Origin of the sequence: Roseovarius gahaiensis, from assembly GCF_011601345.1 — a bacterium.
In the GTDB taxonomy this organism is placed as follows: Bacteria; Pseudomonadota; Alphaproteobacteria; order Rhodobacterales; family Rhodobacteraceae; genus Roseovarius; species Roseovarius gahaiensis.
The window spans coordinates 13541-30808 of sequence record NZ_JAAORB010000023.1 but is presented as its reverse complement, the minus strand read 5'-3'; the positions used below and the strand labels follow the sequence as shown (position 1 = coordinate 30808).

General features: G+C 61.2%; 19 protein-coding genes and 1 tRNA gene. 4 read left to right on the top strand and 16 right to left on the bottom strand.

The features are described from left to right. Positions 1-27: 27 nt before the first annotated feature. The 8 genes from HAT86_RS11285 to HAT86_RS11250 all read right to left on the bottom strand — a co-directional run bounded on the left by HAT86_RS11285 (position 28) and on the right by HAT86_RS11250 (position 8021). Positions 28-1524, bottom strand: a complete 1497-nt coding sequence (locus HAT86_RS11285; protein WP_167197465.1) for a fumarate hydratase — start codon at positions 1522-1524, stop codon at positions 28-30. A 13-nt stretch (positions 1525-1537) separates the two neighbouring features. After that, positions 1538-1993, bottom strand: a complete 456-nt coding sequence (locus HAT86_RS11280) for an acyl-CoA thioesterase (protein ID WP_167197462.1) — start codon at positions 1991-1993, stop codon at positions 1538-1540. Between the two features lie 107 nt (positions 1994-2100). Next, the gene (locus HAT86_RS11275) at positions 2101-3195 is read right to left on the bottom strand and encodes a CaiB/BaiF CoA transferase family protein (protein WP_167197459.1); all 1095 of its coding nucleotides are present in this window, start codon (positions 3193-3195) and stop codon (positions 2101-2103) included. Then, positions 3195-4355, bottom strand: coding sequence for an acyl-CoA dehydrogenase family protein (locus tag HAT86_RS11270; protein ID WP_167197456.1), 1161 nt, complete (start codon positions 4353-4355; stop codon positions 3195-3197). Before HAT86_RS11270 ends, HAT86_RS11275 begins: the two co-directional genes overlap by 1 nt. Before the next feature lie 140 nt (positions 4356-4495). Beyond that, entirely contained in the window at positions 4496-5173 is a 678-nt protein-coding gene (locus HAT86_RS11265) for a class I SAM-dependent methyltransferase (RefSeq protein WP_167197453.1), read from the bottom strand. A 2-nt stretch (positions 5174-5175) separates the two neighbouring features. Then, a complete protein-coding gene (locus tag HAT86_RS11260; RefSeq protein ID WP_167197449.1) occupies positions 5176-6459 on the bottom strand; it encodes a TRAP transporter large permease in 1284 nt (427 codons plus the stop codon). Further along, positions 6452-6979, bottom strand: coding sequence for a TRAP transporter small permease (locus HAT86_RS11255; RefSeq protein WP_167197446.1), 528 nt, complete (start codon positions 6977-6979; stop codon positions 6452-6454). The genes HAT86_RS11260 and HAT86_RS11255 overlap by 8 nt, the downstream gene beginning before the upstream one ends. 64 nt (positions 6980-7043) lie before the next feature. After that, the gene (locus tag HAT86_RS11250; protein ID WP_167197443.1) at positions 7044-8021 is read right to left on the bottom strand and encodes a TRAP transporter substrate-binding protein; all 978 of its coding nucleotides are present in this window, start codon (positions 8019-8021) and stop codon (positions 7044-7046) included. 329 nt (positions 8022-8350) lie between these two features. On the opposite strand from HAT86_RS11250, the gene HAT86_RS17105 reads away from it, so the two are divergent. Continuing rightward, positions 8351-8572 (top strand): HGGxSTG domain-containing protein, encoded by a 222-nt coding sequence (locus tag HAT86_RS17105; RefSeq protein WP_408015023.1) that lies wholly within the window; start codon positions 8351-8353, stop codon positions 8570-8572. Here HAT86_RS17105 and HAT86_RS11245 read toward each other — a convergent pair. The 7 genes from HAT86_RS11245 to HAT86_RS11215 form a co-directional block, all read right to left on the bottom strand. Next, positions 8545-8994, bottom strand: coding sequence for a GTP pyrophosphokinase (locus HAT86_RS11245; RefSeq protein WP_167197440.1), 450 nt, complete (start codon positions 8992-8994; stop codon positions 8545-8547). The genes HAT86_RS17105 and HAT86_RS11245 overlap by 28 nt on opposite strands. Positions 8995-9028: 34 nt before the next feature. Further along, complete coding sequence (locus HAT86_RS11240; protein WP_167197437.1) at positions 9029-9568, bottom strand: hypothetical protein; 540 nt, start codon at positions 9566-9568, stop codon at positions 9029-9031. Between the two features lie 175 nt (positions 9569-9743). Beyond that, positions 9744-9818: transfer RNA gene (locus tag HAT86_RS11235), tRNA-Glu, on the bottom strand. A gap of 144 nt (positions 9819-9962) precedes the next feature. Continuing rightward, positions 9963-11714: a single-stranded-DNA-specific exonuclease RecJ gene (gene recJ / locus HAT86_RS11230; RefSeq protein WP_167197434.1), complete on the bottom strand. Its 1752-nt coding sequence runs from the start codon at positions 11712-11714 to the stop codon at positions 9963-9965. Between the two features lie 16 nt (positions 11715-11730). Continuing rightward, entirely contained in the window at positions 11731-12696 is a 966-nt protein-coding gene (gene glpX, locus HAT86_RS11225; RefSeq protein WP_167197431.1) for a class II fructose-bisphosphatase, read from the bottom strand. Between the two features lie 83 nt (positions 12697-12779). Then, entirely contained in the window at positions 12780-14066 is a 1287-nt protein-coding gene (locus tag HAT86_RS11220; protein WP_167197427.1) for a homoserine dehydrogenase, read from the bottom strand. 95 nt (positions 14067-14161) lie between these two features. Continuing rightward, positions 14162-14452 carry a hypothetical protein gene (locus HAT86_RS11215; RefSeq protein ID WP_167197424.1) on the bottom strand — a complete coding sequence of 97 codons (291 nt, stop codon included), beginning with the start codon at positions 14450-14452 and terminating at the stop codon, positions 14162-14164. Between the two features lie 106 nt (positions 14453-14558). Between HAT86_RS11215 and HAT86_RS11210 the strand changes: the two genes are divergently transcribed. Together HAT86_RS11210 and HAT86_RS11205 are read left to right on the top strand one after the other, a co-directional pair. After that, complete coding sequence (locus HAT86_RS11210) at positions 14559-15146, top strand: TetR/AcrR family transcriptional regulator (protein WP_167197421.1); 588 nt, start codon at positions 14559-14561, stop codon at positions 15144-15146. 83 nt (positions 15147-15229) lie between these two features. Further along, entirely contained in the window at positions 15230-15667 is a 438-nt protein-coding gene (locus tag HAT86_RS11205) for an HIT family protein (protein ID WP_167197418.1), read from the top strand. Positions 15668-15688: 21 nt separating this feature from the next. On the opposite strand, the gene HAT86_RS11200 is transcribed toward HAT86_RS11205, so the two are convergent. Continuing rightward, on the bottom strand, positions 15689-16600 hold the full coding sequence (locus HAT86_RS11200; protein ID WP_167197415.1) for a pirin family protein: 912 nt from the start codon (positions 16598-16600) through the stop codon (positions 15689-15691). 181 nt (positions 16601-16781) lie between these two features. Here HAT86_RS11200 and HAT86_RS11195 point away from each other — a divergent pair, with 181 nt between their 5' ends. Next, positions 16782-17264, top strand: a complete 483-nt coding sequence (locus HAT86_RS11195) for a hypothetical protein (protein WP_167197412.1) — start codon at positions 16782-16784, stop codon at positions 17262-17264. Positions 17265-17268 lie beyond the last annotated feature (4 nt).

The window sequence follows — 17268 nt, the reverse complement described above, 5'->3', positions numbered from 1 at the left end:
TATCCGCATTGCGGAAGCCTTCGCATGTCACCGGCTGCGCGCCCATTGGCGGGGGCCGCTGGTGTGGATTGACGCGCCTTGGGTGTCGACCGCAACGGTTACCGGCATGTCCTTGACCTCGATCTCATAAATCGCCTCCATCCCAAGGTCTTGATAGGCGACGGGGCGGGCGCTTTGGATGGCTTTGGACACCAGATAGGCCGCGCCGCCCACGGCGATCAGGTAGACCGCGCCGTGATCCTTGATGGCCGCAATCGCCTGCGCGCCGCGTTCGGCCTTGCCGATCATCATTTTCAGGCCCGACGCCTGCAGCAAAGGCTCGGTGAACTTGTCCATCCGGGTTGACGTGGTGGGCCCGGCGGGGCCGATCACCTCGTCCCCCACGGCATCAACCGGGCCAACGTAATAAATCGCGCGGCCCTTCAGATCGACGGGTAGGGGAGTGCCCTTGGCCAAATCGTCAAGCATCCGTCGATGCGCAGCATCGCGCCCGGTATACAGCGTGCCCGACAACAACAGCGTGTCGCCCGGTGACAGCGAGTGCAGCAGCGTGTCATCCAACGCGTCCAGATCCACGCGCCGCCCATCAACCATGCCCGCATCACCCAGATCGGGCCAGAGCGACAGATCAGGCGGGGTGAATTGTGCCGGGCCACTGCCATCAAGCGTGAAATGCACATGCCGTGTGGCCGCGCAATTGGGAATCAAGGCCACGGGCAAAGACGCCGCATGGGTGGGAAAGCTGTTGACCTTCACGTCAAGCGCCGTGACCAACCCGCCAAGCCCCTGTGCCCCAATGCCAAGGGCGTTGATCCGCTCATAAAGCTCCAGCCGCAATTCTTCTTCTGCCGATTGCGCGCCGCGCGCTTGCAGGTCGGTCATGTCCAGCGGGTCGTTCAGTGCCTCTTTGGCCATCGCCATCGCCTTGTCGACGCTGCCACCGACGCCCAAGCCGATGATGCCCGGAGGACACCAGCCCGCGCCCAGTTTCGAAACCGTATCCACAACCCAATCGGCCACGGAATCCGATGGGTTCAAAACGGTGAATTTGGTTTTGTTTTCCGACCCGCCGCCCTTGGCGGATACGGTCACCGATACCTTGTCACCGGCCACCAGTTCGGTCTGGATCATCGCCGGGGTGTTGTCGCGCGTGTTGCGGCGCGCGCCCAACGGATCGGCGACAATCGACGCGCGCAACGGGTTGGCGGCAAAGTCATAGGCGCGGCGCGTGGCCTCGTCGATCAACTCCTGCGGGGCGCGCTGCCAGTCGATCGGGGCCTGCACCCCGACCTTGAGAAACACATTGGCGCTGCCGGTGTCCTGACAGATCGGGCGGTGGCCGATGGCAGCCATGCGCGAATTGATCAGGATCTGGCGAATGGCGTTGCGGGCCGAGGCACTTTGTTCCACCTCGTAAGCGCGGACCATGGCCTGCACGAAATCCGGCGTGTGGTAATATGAGACATATTGCAGCGCGTCGGTGATGCTGTCGATCAAGTGCGCTTCGGTGATGGTGCGGGTCATCGGGGGCCTTTGGTTAATCTGTTTCGCCGCCGGGCATGACCAGCCGTTCCAGAAGGCTGCGCATATCGTCGGGAATGGTGACAGGGCGGCTGGTTTCGCGATCCACATAGACATGCACAAAGCGTCCCTGCGCGGCGGCGCTGTCGGTCCCGTCGCGGAACACGCCCAATTCATAGGTGACGCTGCTGCGCCCCAAGCGGCCCACGCGCAGGCCCACCTCGATCGCTTCGGGAAAGGCGACGGGGCTGAAGTAATTGCATTCCGAATGGGCCACCAATCCGGTAACCGTACTGCGCCGTATGTCAAGCACACCGCCCCGGATCAGATATTCGTTCACCGCCGTGTCGAAGAACGAATAATAGGCCACGTTATTGACGTGCAGATAGGCGTCGTTGTCCATCCAGCGGGTGCTGATCGGGCAGAAATGCGCGAACGCCGTGCGCGGTTCCGGTGTGGGGCGATGGCTCATGCGGGGCTCCGGTTTGCTGGACAGGGCAGGCTTGCTGGACAGGGCAGGCCGACGGTGACGTATGGTGACCAGTGCAGCACGGATTGGCCGGACCTGTCCAGCAATGTCTAATCTTTGGCGGTGTTCAGCGCAGGGATCGGGCCGTAATCCCGCTGCTCGCCCACGAACAGCGCGCCGGGGGCCGGATAAGACACCGGGCCATTGGGGCTGTCGACGGTGATCCGGCGCAGTTGTGGATGGTCCGATAGCCCGGCCATATCGTTGACCGTGGCCAAGGCGATTTTACAGTTTTCCAGCCGCTCGGCCGCCTCTGGGGCATCATATTGGGCAAAGGCCTTGGCGACGATGGCGTCGGTCTGATCACGGTTTTGAACGCGCGCGACGTTGGTGGCAAAGCGCGGGTCGGTGCCAAGCGCCTCGTCGCCGACGAAGTCGCGGCACAGCACACGCCATTCCCGGTCGCTTTGCACAGAAATCAGGATCGGTGCGCCGGTCTTGGGTTGGAACACGCCGTAAGGTGCGATGGACGGATGCGCGAGGCCGATGCGCTGCGGGCTGTTGCCGCCCTCGTGGTTCAAAAGCGGCACCGTCAGCCAATCGGCCATGACGTCGAACATCGACACCGAGATGCGCGCGCCTTGGCCGGTGGTGCCGCGCCGGATCAACGCTTCTAGAATGGCGGCGTGTGCGGTGGCCCCGGTGGCGATATCCACCAAGGACACACCAACGCGGGCGGGTTCGGACGGGCCGCCGGTGATCGAACACAGCCCGCTTTCGGCCTGAATCAACAGGTCATACGCCTTGCGATCCGCCAGAGGGCCGTCTTCCCCATACCCCGAGATCGAACAGGAAATCAGCCGGGGATTTTCGGAATGCAGCCGCTCAAGATCAAACCCAAGGCGGGTCAGCGCGCCGGGTTTGAGGTTCTGGATCAGCACATCGGCGTTGGCCACAAGATCGGCCAGCGCGGATTTCCCATCCTCCGACGACAGGTCCAGCGTGACGCTGTCCTTGCCCCGGTTCAGCCAGACAAAATAACTGGATTGGCCTTTGGCTACGTCATCATAGCCGCGGGCGAAATCGCCTTCGGGGCGTTCCACCTTTGTGACATGCGCCCCTGCATCCGCCAGCCGGGCCGAGGCAAAGGGCGCGGCGACAGCCTGTTCGATGGCGACGACTGAAAGACCCTCAAGCGCGCGCATCAGAACGACCTCGGCAGGCCAAGAACATGCTCGGCCACGTAAGACAGGATCAGATTGGTTGAAATCGGTGCCACTTGATACAGGCGGGTCTCGCGGAACTTGCGTTCGACATCGTATTCCGAGGCAAAGCCAAAGCCACCATGGAACTGTAGGCAGGCGTTTGCCGCTTCCCAACTGGCCTTGGCGGCAAGGTATTTCGCCATGTTCGCTTCGGTGCCGCAGGGCTGGCCCGCATCATAAAGCGCACAGGCCTTATAGCGTATCAGGTCTGCGGCCTGCACTTCGATGTAGGCCTCGGCAATCGGGAATTGCACGCCCTGATTTTGCCCGATGGGCCGCCCAAAGACCTGCCGTTCGCTGACATAGGCAGTCACCTTGTCGGTGAACCAATAGCCATCACCAATACATTCGGCGGCGATCAGGGCGCGCTCGGCGTTCAGCCCCGTCATGATGTATTTGAAGCCCTTGCCCTCTTCGCCGATCAGGTTTTCCTCGGGGATTTCCAGATTGTCGAAAAACAGTTCGTTGGTTTCGTGGTTGACCATGTTGGGGATGGGTTTCACCTGCATCCCGTTTTGCATCGCCTCTTTGATATCGACCAGAAAGATCGACAGCCCTTCGGATTTCTTTTTGACCTCGGACAGCGGCGTGGTGCGGGCCAGAAGGATCATCAGATCGGAATGCTGCACCCGGCTGATCCAGACCTTTTGGCCGTTGACGACGTAGCGGTCGCCTTTCTTGACGGCGGTGGTCTTGAGCTGTGTCGTATCGGTGCCGGTGGTGGGTTCGGTCACGCCCATGGATTGCAGGCGCAATTCGCCGCTGGCCAGCTTCGGCAGGATACGCTGGCGCTGTTCCTCCGATCCGTGGCGGACCAAGGTGGTCATGTTATACATCTGGCCATGGCACGCGCCAGAATTGCCGCCGGCGCGGTTGATCTCTTCCATGATGATACTGGCTTCGACCAACCCAAGGCCCGACCCGCCATATTCTTCGGGGATCAGCGCCGCCATCCAGCCTTCGCGCGTCAGGGCATCGACAAATTCCTCGGGGTAGGCGCGTTCGTCGTCAACCTTGCGGTGATACTCGGGTGGGAACTGCGCACATAGGGATTTCACGCCGTCGCGGATATCTTGATACTCGTCGTTCAGGAAATTCATTCAAACCTCTTTGGGGTCGTTTGGATACATGTCCTGACCAATTTAGTGTGCAGGGGCACCAGAGGGGAAATATAGGTTTTCGATGTAGGGTATAGGGTGGCTATATTGCCATGGCTGAAGCCATATGAATTTCTTGGGGTTCAGCCGTGACGCACTATGGCGGGTGTGAAGACGCGCAAGGACATCGGTTGTGACAGGGTGAAACCTGCGCCCTCGCGGGTAGCGTGCTGCAAAAACGCCCGGTTGAGGGCCTCATGCTGTGTGGCGATCTGCGCGGCACGGGCAGGGTCAACGGCGGTCAGGCTGTCGCAGAAGGCTTGAAAATCGGCATAGCGTTCTGCGCGTGGATAGTCATAGGCCTTTGTCTGGGTCAGGGCGGCTGTGCTGTCCATCGCATCTTGCGCGGCGGTGCGAATGTCGGTTTCGTCATCAATCACCGCGATCACCTGGCTTAGCGGGCCACTGGCCTTGGGTTCGATCACCACCAACCGCCCGCCGGGGCGCAGCACACGGGCGATTTCGCCAAGCGCACCCGGCATGGCCGAAACCGGGACGTGGTGCAGGGCGTTGACGCAAATGGCCGCGTCGAACTGTGCATCGTCATAGGGCATGGCCTGTGCCGGGGCGGTGTCGATCTGGTCATTTTGGTCGGTTGGGAAGGGATCAACCCCGCGCCAAATGGCCCCGGCGTTTTCAAGCGGTGCGCACAGGCCGCCGGCACCGCAGCCGACATCCAGCACTGACAGGCCGCTAATTGGGGCGAGCTCTTCGAGGATGACGGACAGCGCGGTGCGCGGTGTGTGATTGGGCTTCGTCATGGTTAAAATCCACTGACAGCGGGGAACCATGTCGACAGGACAGGCACAAAGGTGATCGCCAAAAGCGCCAACATCAGCGCCATGAAGAACGGGGGCATTTCCCGGATCAGGGTTGAGGGCCGCAGCCGAACGGTAGACGACACCACAAAGATCAAGCTGCCGACAGGCGGCGTGGCAAGGCCCATGGTCAAGTTGACGATCACGACGATGGCAAAATGGTTGGGGTCGATGCCCAAGGAATAGCTGATCGGGGCAAGGATCGGCACAAGGATCATCACCCCCGGCAGCGGGTCCATGAACAGCCCGAAGGCCAGCAACAGAAGGTTGACCGCCAGCAAAAACACGATGGGCGACAGATCCCATGCGATGATGGTTTCCGCCAGAAATTGCGGCACCCCTTCGATGATCAGCACCCAAGCAAAGGCCCGCGCCGCCCCAAGGATCAGCAGCACCGCAGCCGAGGTCAGCGCTGCCTTCAGCACGATGCCCGGCAGGTCGCGGAGCTTGAGTGAGCGATAGATGAATAAGCCCGCGAACAGCGCATAAAACACCGCAAGCACCGAGGCCTCGGTCGGGGTGAATATGCCAAAGCGGATGCCGCCCACGATCAGAACGATCAAAAACAGCGCCGGAAGCGCATAAAGCGCGATGCGCGCGATCTGCGCCAGCGGCGGGCGCGCCGCGCCACTGGCATAGCCGCGCCGGTGGCTCATTCTTGCGTTGGCGGCCAGCATCAGGGCGGTGATCAACAGCCCCGGCAAGATACCGGCCATGAACAACGACCCGACCGATACATTTTGGTCCTGCATGGCATAGATGATCATGGTGATCGACGGTGGGATGATCGGCCCGACCACCGCACTTGAGATGGTCAGCGCCCCGGCATAGCCTTTGTCATAGCCGCCCTTTTCCATCATCCGGATCATCATCGCACCCGGCCCGGCGGCATCGGCCAGCGCACTGCCCGATATGCCCGCGAACATTGCCGAACTGACGATATTGGCGTGGCCCAAGCCGCCGCGCAGATGGCCGACCAGCGATTGCGCCAACCGTAAAAGGGCCTGCGTGACAGCACCGCCTGTCATGATCTCGGACGCTAGAATGAAAAACGGCACGGCCAGCAACGGGAAACTGTCAAGCCCGGCAAACATTTCCTTCACGACCACAAGGTGCGGATAGCTTGAGCCGAAACTGAGCGCCAGAAACACCGATATTGCCATGGCAAAGGCCACGGGCAGACCAAGTGCCAACAAGATGAACAGAGCGGGAAAAAGGATTTCAGCCATTGGCCGCCCCCGGCAGGCTATCGTCTTCGGCGTCGCCATCATGTCGCGGCTTGTAGGCCCCGGCCATGACAAAGGGTTTGGTGATCAGCAAAAGATGTGCGATCAGCAAGCTAAAGCCCACCGGCATCGCCAGATAGACGTAAAGAAACGGCAGGCGCAGGGCGGGGCTCATCTGGTATTGCATCCGCTGTGCATAGGTCCAGCCGACCCACACCATGAAGGCGAAAAAGCCCAGCAACACCACAACGATCGCGGCGCGCAGCGCCCTTTGTGCGAAGGTTGGAAGCGTGTCGTGCAGATTAGTGATCGCCACATGGCCGCCCACCCGCAGCGCCAAACCGGCACCGCCAAAGGTCATCCAGATCATCAGATAACGCGCCGCTTCATCGGCCCATGGCAGCGAATTGGCCGTGAAATAGCGCAGCGCCACATTCGTGCCCACGATCAGCGCCATCGCCGATAACATGACGATCAGCGCCCACCCGTTCAGCGCCACGAAAATGCGTTCAAGTTTTTGCACGGTGTCCCTTGATGGCAGGCGGCCGGCACCTTTTGGCATCGGCCGCATTTGGTTGTGTCCGGGTTTACTCGGTTGCGACGATGGCGTCGATCAGGGCCTTGTCGTAGGTCTCGTAGTAGCCCTCATACGCCGATTGGATCGCGGCCTGGAACTCGGCTTTTTGTTCGGCAGACAGCTCGCCCACTTTCATGCCGCGTTCTTTCAAGGTTTCCACACCGGATGTTTCAACATCATCCACAAAACCGCGCATGGCGGTCACGGCCTCGGACGCGGCTTTTTCCATGGCGGCCTTCTGATCGTCGCTCAGCCCGTCCCAGAACGGTTTCGAGACCAGCAGCATCGCCGGGGAATACACATGGCCCGACAGGGTCAGGTATTCCTGAACCTCGTCCAGCTTGACGGACACGATCACAGACAGCGGGTTTTCCTGCCCGTCGATCACGCCCTGTTGCAGCGACGAGATCACCTCGGGCCAGGCCATCGGGGTGGGGGCCGCACCCATGGCGTTGAACGCCGACAGGTGCACCGGGTTTTCCATGGTACGCAGTTTCAGGCCTTGGACGTCTTCGGGGCCTTCGATCTGGTTGCGGTTGTTGGTGATGTGGCGAAAGCCCTGTTCGCCCCATGCCAAAGCTTTCAGGCCCACCGCGTCAAACTTGGCCAGGATGTCTTGGCCGATGGGGCCGTCCAATGTCCGGCGGGCATGGCCCAGATCCCGAAACAGAAAGGGGATGTCGAACACCCCGGTGTCGGGCACGAAATTCGCCAAAGTGCCCGAAGACACGATCGTCGCCTCGATTGTGCCGATCTGCAAGCCTTCGATCACCTCGCGCTCACCGCCCAAACCAGACGACGGGAAATGCCGAAAGGTGAAGTCATCCCCGGTTTCGGCCAGAACGACCTCTTCGAATTTGTTGGCGGCCACGCCGTAGTGGCTGTCGGGGGCCAATGCATAGCCTAGTTTGATCTCGGTTTGTGCTATGGCTGGCATGGCAAGCGTTGCGAATGCACCTGCGGTGGCTAATGTACGGAAAATAGACATTGAAATTCCTCCCTCCTTGGATTGCGCAATTGTTACTGCCAAGTGAAGCAGACGACAAGGCGACAACAGCCGCACCGGTTGGGTCATAGCGTTTTTCTATGGGGTTTTGGCTGTTGCGGTCTCTGACACGGTGCCGACGTCTGGGTTGGAAGCCAAGACTCGGCTTTATCGGCGGATCACGGGCGTAAATCTGGCGGGGACTGGCGAAAGCCCTAACACAATCACTGTTTGGGTGGCGCTGTGTCCTTGGGAAAAGAAACACTCTGACCCTGCATAAACCGTGATAACCAAATAGCGCGGGGTGGGGGCTATTCGGCTTTGAAGATAAAGTGCACGCGCGCACCGTCATTTACGGCGCTCGTACCCGCAAGGGCACCTCGTCCAAGGAGAAAGCTCTGCCGTGCAAGAAAAGATGCAGATTTCACGGTGGTCTGAGCACTGGCCCCCAAACGCCCAAGCACCGCGAACGGATCACTGCTGCGCAGCGCAAGCTATGGGCCGAGTGGCTGCAGAGTCTATCCGGTCAATCGTCTGCAAGTTTGGATAGTTGACCGCCCAAGTGTCGCAAGGCGGCGCGGTAGCGATCCATTCGCGCAAAATCTGCCTGGGTGGGCTGGGCGATCCGCGATAGGTCCAGGTTGTCGTGAATGTCGGCAATCTTCACTGCGCGCCCGATTTCGTTTCGTGAGGCGCGCTCGATGAATTCGGAATAGGTTTCGTCATGGCGACGCGTCACCGTATCCAGTGCGGCGATGATTTCATCCGAGGCACCTTCGGCGCGCAGGGCATCGGGTGCCCAGTCTGTATCCTCGATTACATCGTGCAGGACCGCGACGATTCGGGCGACATCGCTCTCGCAGGCCAACATCACGCGAAGCGGGTGGAGAATGTAGGGCTGGCCCGCCTTGTCGGTCTGCCCGCGATGAGCAGAGACAGCAATTTCGATGGCGCGTTCCAATTCAAGGTCTTGCATAGCGTGTCTCCGGTCAAAAAGGAAATTCCATTGCTCAATTGGCGTTGAAGTCTTCTCGACATGCTTTGACCATCATTTCCTCATATCCTTCGAAGTATTTGGTCACCAAATCTGAGCTTGGCCAGTCGCGGCGCTTGTACTGAATCAAACCTTGCCGGATCGGTTCTGCATCCGTATTTTCCATTAGTGCTTGGGCCAAGGCAATCACGCCTTCATCACCCTCCCGACCTTGCAACGTTATCTGAAGCATGGTGCTGTTTGAAACTTCACCTGGTGCAATAGGCGATGGCTGCATCAATAAAGCGTATGCGCGGCTTCCGGCCACGATGGAGAAGCGGCGCTTCTGGCTCTCAAAGCCTGCGAGCGCGCTGCGAAAGAGATCACTCTCCTCTCGAATCCAATACACCTTAGCGGACGCGACAACGACACCGAGAGCCGCTAGGTATTCATCGCATGAACAAGCTGCTGCGATACGCGGTTCTTTTGCGTTGGAGCAAGGTGTTTCCGAATTTGCAACCGACCCCGGCAGGCAGCCAAGCATCGTGATACACAGGAGGGCCGCTTTTCGTGTCACTACAATTATCGGCATCTTGAATTAAACGTTGTCCCAATGACTTCGTGGTAACAATACCGGGGCGCGGTCACGCTGTCATTCATATTGTTCCGGCAGAAGCCATGTCGGACTGGGAGATTTATTGGGGGATAGGTACAAGCGTCCCTTAAATGGTCAAATACTTAGCAGGGATAAGTGGTAGCCCGTAGGGGAATCGAACCCCTCTTTCCAGGTTGAAAACCTGGCGTCCTAACCGATAGACGAACGGGCCATACCGTGGCGTGAGACGCTAACTAGAAAAAACCCGGCCCCGACGCAAGAGGCATTTTGCAAAAAAGTGCGTGCGGGGCGTCTTTGGGTGGGGACGTGGCTATAAATGTCCGAGAAACCTTGAATATTATCTGCACAGCTTTGGTCAGGCGCTGGCTTTGGCGGCGTCTTCTAGGCGCAATTGCACGGTTTTATGTCCGCCCCATGTGTTGATGTCCAGACGTCCGGCCAAATGGAATCGCGCGCCACCGTGATTTTCCAACGCCGGGCCCAGTGGGCCGTCGAACGCGCCGAAAGAGATCGCGTCAAGTTGCCCTGACAGACCGTCGCCGAAGCGCAGTTTCAGATGCGACTCGCCGACGCGTTTTGCAAACCCTATGGCCATGTCGGGAAACACATAGCGCGGCCCCGGTGCGCCCGCGCCAAAGGGGCCTGCGGCCTCGATCTGTTCGACCAGTTCGACACTGGCGGCCCCGGGCATCAGCACCCCATCCAGCCGCAAATCAGCGGGGCCAGCAAGGCCCGCGCCCTGACGCGCCAGAAGGTCGGCCAGACGGGCCATGGCGGCGTCCAGTTGATCGCGCGCCACGGTCAGGCCCGCCGCCATGCGGTGCCCGCCGCCCTTGATCAGCAGCCCCTCGGCGGCCAGCCGCTGAATCGACGCACCCAGATCGACCCCGGACACGGACCGCCCCGAGCCTTTGCCTTCGTCCCCGTCCAGACCGATCACAATTGCTGGCCGGTTGGTCAGTTCCTTGAGGCGCGAGGCGACGATACCCACGACGCCCGGATGCCAGCCTTCGCCAGCCGCCCAGACCAACGGGGCGTCCAGCCCGCGCGCCTCGGCCTGTTCCAGTGCGGCGGCGCGCACGGCGGCCTCGACCTCGCGGCGGTCGGTGTTGAGCTGATCCAGTCGTTCGGCCAGCGCCCGCGCTTCCGAAGGGTCGCGGGTGGCCAGCAGGCGCGCGCCCAGATCGGCCTTGCCGATACGACCGCCCGCATTGATACGCGGCCCTAGAACAAACCCAAGATGATAGGCCGCAGGTGCGCTGTCCAGCCGTGCCACATCGCCAAGCGCCACAAGCCCCGGCCTGTCACGATGCGCCATGATCCGCAGACCTTGGCGCACGAACGCGCGGTTGACTCCTTTTAGCGGTGCGACATCGGCCACCGTGGCCAAGGCCACCAAATCCAGTAGGCCCATCAGGTTCGGGCCGTTTTGGCCTGCCGCGCGCAATTGCCGGCCTGCTTCGACCAGCATCAAGAACACCACAGCCGCGGCGCAAAGGTGGGCCAGATCGCCGGGTTCGTCCTGCCGGTTGGGGTTCACCACGGCCAAGGCATCGGGCAGGGTTTCACCGCCAAGGTGGTGATCAAGGATGATCACATCCGCCCCTTTGGCGGCGGCAATCGCATCATGGCTGAGCGTGCCGCAATCGACACAGATGATCAGATCATGGCGCGCGGCCAGATCGGCCATCGCAGGCTCATTGGGGCCATAGCCCTCGTCGATCCGGTCGGGGATATACAGCGTGGCCGTCAGGCCCATCTGGCGCAGCCAGTCGATCAGCAAAGCGGCCGAGGTGCCGCCATCGACATCGTAATCGGCAAAGATCGCGATCCGCTGGTTTTCAGCCACCGCGCGCAAAAACCGCGCGGCGGCGGGCTCCATATCCTTCAGGCTGCGCGGATCGGGCAGCAGGTCGCGCAGTTGCGGGGCCAAATAGGCCTCGGCCTCTGCTTCGGGCACGCCAAGGCGGGCAAGGGTCTGGCACAGCGGGCGGGGCAGGGCGGTGGATTGCGCCATCGCCTCGGCCAGACGTTCCACGTCGGCACCGGGGCCGATCCACCGCCGAGCACTGAGCGAGGTTTCAATCCCAAGGTAGGCGTCTGTCACCGCGCCCTCCGCGCGCTTAACGAAGCGGGCTGCGATAGATCATCCGGCGCAACGACCCGGTTTTCGACCGCATCAGGATGGTTTCGGTTTCCACATAGGCCGGGCGGCGTTTGATCCCCGACACGACCGAGCCGTCGGTGACGCCGGTGGCGGCGATGATCACATCGCTGGTCACCATGTCGTCGCGGGCATAGATGCGATCCAGATCGGTGATGCCCGCCTTGGCGGCGCGGCCCTTTTCGTCGTCGTTGCGGAACAACAGGCGGCCCCACATCTGCCCGCCCATACATTTCAGCGCACCGGCGGCCAGCACGCCTTCGGGGGCGCCGCCTGCGCCCATATACATGTCGATGCCGGTCATTTCGGGTTCGGCGCAGTGCATGACACCCGCCACATCGCCATCGCTGATCAGGTAGACCGCAGCGCCGGTGCTGCGCACATCGGTGATCATGTCCTGATGGCGAGGACGCTCCAGAATGCACACGGTGATCTCGGAGGGCTTGCAGCCTTTCGCCTTGGCCAATGCCTCGACCCGTTCACGCGGGCTCATGTCAAGCGAGACGACGTCTTGGGGATAGCCGGGGCCGATGGCCAGCTTGTCCATATACACGTCGGGCGCGTGCAGCATGGTGCCGCGCGGCGCCATCGAGATCACGGTCAGCGCGTTCGGCATCGCCTTGGCGGTCAGCGTGGTGCCTTCCAGCGGGTCCAGCGCGATATCCACGCCGGGGCCATCGCCGCTGCCCACTTCTTCACCGATATACAGCATCGGCGCTTCGTCGCGTTCGCCTTCGCCGATCACAACCACGCCTTGAATGGCCAGCAGGTTCAGCTGTTCGCGCATCGCGTTCACGGCGGCCTGATCGGCGGCTTTTTCATCCCCGCGACCAATCAGGTCGGCACAGGCCAGTGCGGCGGCTTCGGACACACGGGCCAAGCCCAGAGACAGCGAACGGTCATTGAAATCAGTGGGGGATGTCATGGTAAATCCTTGGTGTTTTCGGTCTTTTCAAACCTGCCCAGCAATAGCGACCGGATTGGTTTGGCACAAGTCTGGGTTACATCTTATACGGTTTCGATCCGCAGGGCGACGGGGCTTGATGCCATGACGTCAAGTTTGCCCATGGCGTCCAATGCGCTGTCGAGCGCGGTGCGGGTGGTTTTGTGGGTGACGATCAGGACCGGGGCCGTGGTGTCGTCGTGGCGATACTGGCGCATCCGGTCAATCGAAATGCCTGCATCGCCCAGAACTGTGGCCACCTTGGCCAAAGCGCCGGGTTTATCTTCAAGATCCATGCGCAGATAGAAAGGTGCGGGCGTGGATGCGCGGGCCGCCGTGGCCTGTTGCAGGCCGCTGGCGGGCTGGCCGAAGGTGGACACGCGGATGCCGCGCGCGATGTCCATCACATCGCTCATCACTGCGCTGGCGGTGGGGCCTTCGCCCGCGCCGGGGCCACGCAGGACGATCTGTTCGACCATGTCCCCTTCCAGCACGACCATGTTGGTGCCACCTTCAAGCTGACCCAAGGGGCTGCTTTCCGGCACCAGACAGGGCGACATGCGCTGTTCAAGCCCGCGGCCGGTCAGCTGTGCCACGCCCAGCAATTTGATGCGATAGCCCATATCGGCGGCGTGCTTTATGTCTTCCAGCGTGATCGACTGGATGCCTTCCAGTTCGACGTCGTTGAAATTCACCTGCGTGCCAAACGCGATCGACGACAACAGCGCCAGCTTGTGCCCTGCGTCGATGCCGCCAACGTCAAGGTTGGGGTCGGCTTCAAGATAGCCCAGTTTGTCGGCCTCTTCGAACAAGGCGTTATAGCCTTGGCCGGTGGCCTGCATCCGGGTCAGGATATAATTGCAGGTGCCGTTCATCACGCCCATGACGCGGGTGACATCGTTGCCGGCCAACCCTTCGGTCAGCGCCTTCACCACCGGAATGCCACCGGCAACGGCAGCTTCGAAGCGCAGCACACGGCCAGCGGTTTCCGCAGCAGTGGCCAAAGCCTGACCATGATGGGCCAACATCGCCTTGTTGGCGGTCACAACGTCCTTGCCTGCGGTAATCGCCGCCTCGGTTGCGGCCTTGGCGGGGCCGTCGCTGCCGCCCATCAATTCCACGAAAACATCCACATCATCGCGGGTGGCCAAGGCCACGGGGTCGTCTTCCCATGTGTAATCGGACAGGGAAACGCCGCGATCCTTGTCGCGGGTGCGCGCTGACACGGCGCTGATGGCCACCGGGCGCCCCGCGCGGGCCGCCAGCAGATCGGCTTTTTGGCGGACAATCTTGACGACACCGGTGCCGACAGTGCCCAGTCCGGCGATCCCAAGGCGCAGCGGTTTTGTCATATCGGTCTCCAATTGTCGCATGTCGGCAGGTGTTGACGGGCGATGTAACGGGTTCGTGCAGGCCTTGCAACGCGGGTTTTGCGCGGGCAATGCGGTTAGTCGACGCCTTGGGACATTCGCGCGCGTGTCTGGCTGTCGACCACCGCGCCGCTGAGGCGGGCTGCGCGGGCGCGCAGGCGGGCGATGCGGGCCTCGACGGCGGTTATATCCGTGTCTGTGACCTGCGTGGCGGGCACACCCGCGCGCAGAGTTTCGACGGGCACCAGATCCATGTAAGGCGCGTCGCGCACATCTTCGCCGACCCGATCTTCGATCACGGGAAACTGCGTGCAGGACGCGGCCAGAAGGGCCGGTAGGATCAGGAAAGCAAAGCTGCCGGGGCGCATGATCGGTAAACCTTGGTGGGCGGTGTTGTTTCCCTCTTGCCACTTTTTGGCACCGGGGGGCAAGCAGGGGCTTTGATCTGAACATATGTTCAGTTAATTCTGAAGCATGGCCAGAACCCAAGGATCCCACTCTGACATCACCGGGCCGCGTGTGCGCGAGGCGGCGTTGCGGCTGTTTGCCCAAAACGGCTATGCGGCCGTTTCCATGCGGCAAATTGCAGGCGAGGTCGGTGTTCAGGCGGGCGCGCTTTACAATTACACACCCGACAAGCAAAGCCTGCTGTTTGATCTGTTGCGGGGGCATATGGATGATCTGTTGCAGGCCCGCGCGGCCTGTGCCCAGCCAGATGATCCGCTGGCCGCTTTGGAACAGTTCACCCGGTTTCACATCCGGTTTCATCATGACCGGCCCGAAGCGGTGTTCGTGTCCTACATGGAGTTGCGCAATCTGACCCCTGAGAATTTCGAGATCATCGAGGGGCTTAGGCGGTGTTACGAAGATCAGCTTGAAGACATCCTGCGGCGCGGCGTGACCGAAGGCAGATTTGATGTGGCCGAGCCAAAGATTGCTGCGATGGCTGTGATTGCCATGCTGACCGGGGTGAACACATGGTTTCGCGACGAAGGGCGGCTGAGCTTGCCGGAGGTTGAAGAGATTTACTGGGGCATGGTGCGCAAAGCCGTGGCCGCATGATCCGCTTGCGATTGCTCCGAAATGCGCCAAGGCTGAACGGCGGCGGTGCCCTTGCTACCAATCATCACACGAAAGACCATCCCATGACCGAGACTTGCCTGTTTTGCCGGATTGCCAAGGCGGAGTTGCCCGCCCATCGGCTATATGAAGACGACGAGATTCTGGCGTTTCTGGATTTGCATCCGATCCGGGCGGGCCATGCGTTGATCATCCCGAAAGCGCATCACGTCTGGTTCGAGGATCTGCCCGAGGATTTGGCGACGCGGATTACCACCTGCGCACAGGCCTTGGCGCGGCGGATGAAAACGATTTACGGCGTCGAGCGGGTATCGCTGTTTTATACTGGCATTCATGTGCCGCATGCGCATGCCCATGTGGTGCCTATGCACGATGTCCATGACGTGACATCGCAAGCCTATCTACAGGACGGGCCCGAGGGCTATTCGATCCCGCCACAATTGCCTGCAGACCGGATGGAGCAGGTGACGCAAGAGTTGCGGGCCGCCTTCGGGCCGGACTAATACCGGCCCGATGCTACAATTCTAATGCGCGGGCTTGATGAAGGTGCCGTTGCGCAGATCGGCCATGGCCTGTTGCAGTTCTGCGGTCGTGTTCATCACGATCGGGCCGTGCCATGCGACAGGTTCCTGAATGGGCGCGCCCGACACCAACAAAAAGCGGATGCCCTGTTCGCCAGCTTGCACGGTCACCTCGTCGCCGGTGCCAAAGCGGATCAGCGTGCGGTCGCCGGACAGGTCACGAATGTTGACCTCTTCGCCGGCCACCTCTTTTTCCAGCAGCACACCGGCGGGTTGGCTGGCATCGGCAAAGGCACCGGCCCCTTCGAACACGTAGGCGAATGCGCGGCGGTAGGTGTCGATGCGGAATGTCTTTTTCACCCCCGGCGGCACCGAGATATCAAGGTATTGCGGATCGGCGGCGATGCCATCCACCGGGCCGCGCTTGCCCCAGAATTCGCCCACGATCACGCGCACGGTGGTGCCATCGTCATCGGTGATTTCAGGAATGTCGGGTGATTTGACATCCTGATAGCGCGGCGCGGTCATTTTCAGAGAGGAGGGCAGGTTGGCCCACAGCTGAAAGCCGTGCATTTGGCCCTGCGCGTTGCCGTGGGGCATTTCCTGATGCAAGATACCCGACCCGGCGGTCATCCATTGCACATCGCCCGCGCCCAAGGTTCCGGTGTTGCCAAGGCTGTCGCCGTGATCGACCGAGCCGGACAGGACGTAGGTAATGGTTTCGATCCCGCGATGCGGATGCCACGGAAAACCGGCTTCGAACTTGGCCGGGTCTTCGTTTCGGAAATCGTCAAATAGCAGGAACGGGTCCAGTTCGGACGGATTGTGAAAGCCGAAGGCGCGGTGCAAATGAACGCCTGCGCCCTCCATCGTGGGTTGGGCAAGCCGGGTTTCCAGCGTGGGTCTGAGGGACATTAGGGATCTCCTTTCGCCACATGTAGATATTGTTGCGACGGTTTTGCGCAATGGCCGTGTCTGTGGCAGGGCGAACCGGGGCTGTGCGAATTTGTGTGAAAATCGGCGATGCTTGCAATTCACAAAGCCACTCGCATCGGCGGCGGTTTCGGGCTAAGCCGCTGCGAAAAGGGAGAGAGCGATGAAAGACGAGGTTTTGGCGATTGTCGCGGCGTCGCCGCCACGGCGGGTGATCGGCGTCGGGTCGGTCCTTGTGCTGGGCGTCACGGCAATTTGCGTGGCCTTGCTGCGGCCCCCGTCGAACCCGGGCTGGGTCGTGTTCTTGTTGGCCTTGGGGCTTGGCGCGCTGTGGTTGACCGACCGGATGCGCAGGGCAACCGGCAACCGGTTAGAGTTGACGCGAGACGCGCTGCGCAGTTCCACCGGCGAAGTGCTGGTGAATGTGGCCGATGTCGAAGCAATCGAACGCGGGGCGTTCGCCTTTAAACCGTCGAACGGATTTACCCTGGTGCTGAAACGTGACGCGAAAACCGGCCCGAAACGCTGGGAGCCGGGCCTATGGTGGCGGTTGGGGCGCCGGTTGGGGGTCGGTGGTGTGACACCCGGCCATCAAGCCAAGGCGATGGCCGAAATCCTGTCCGCCGTGATGCAAGAGCGGCAATAAGGCG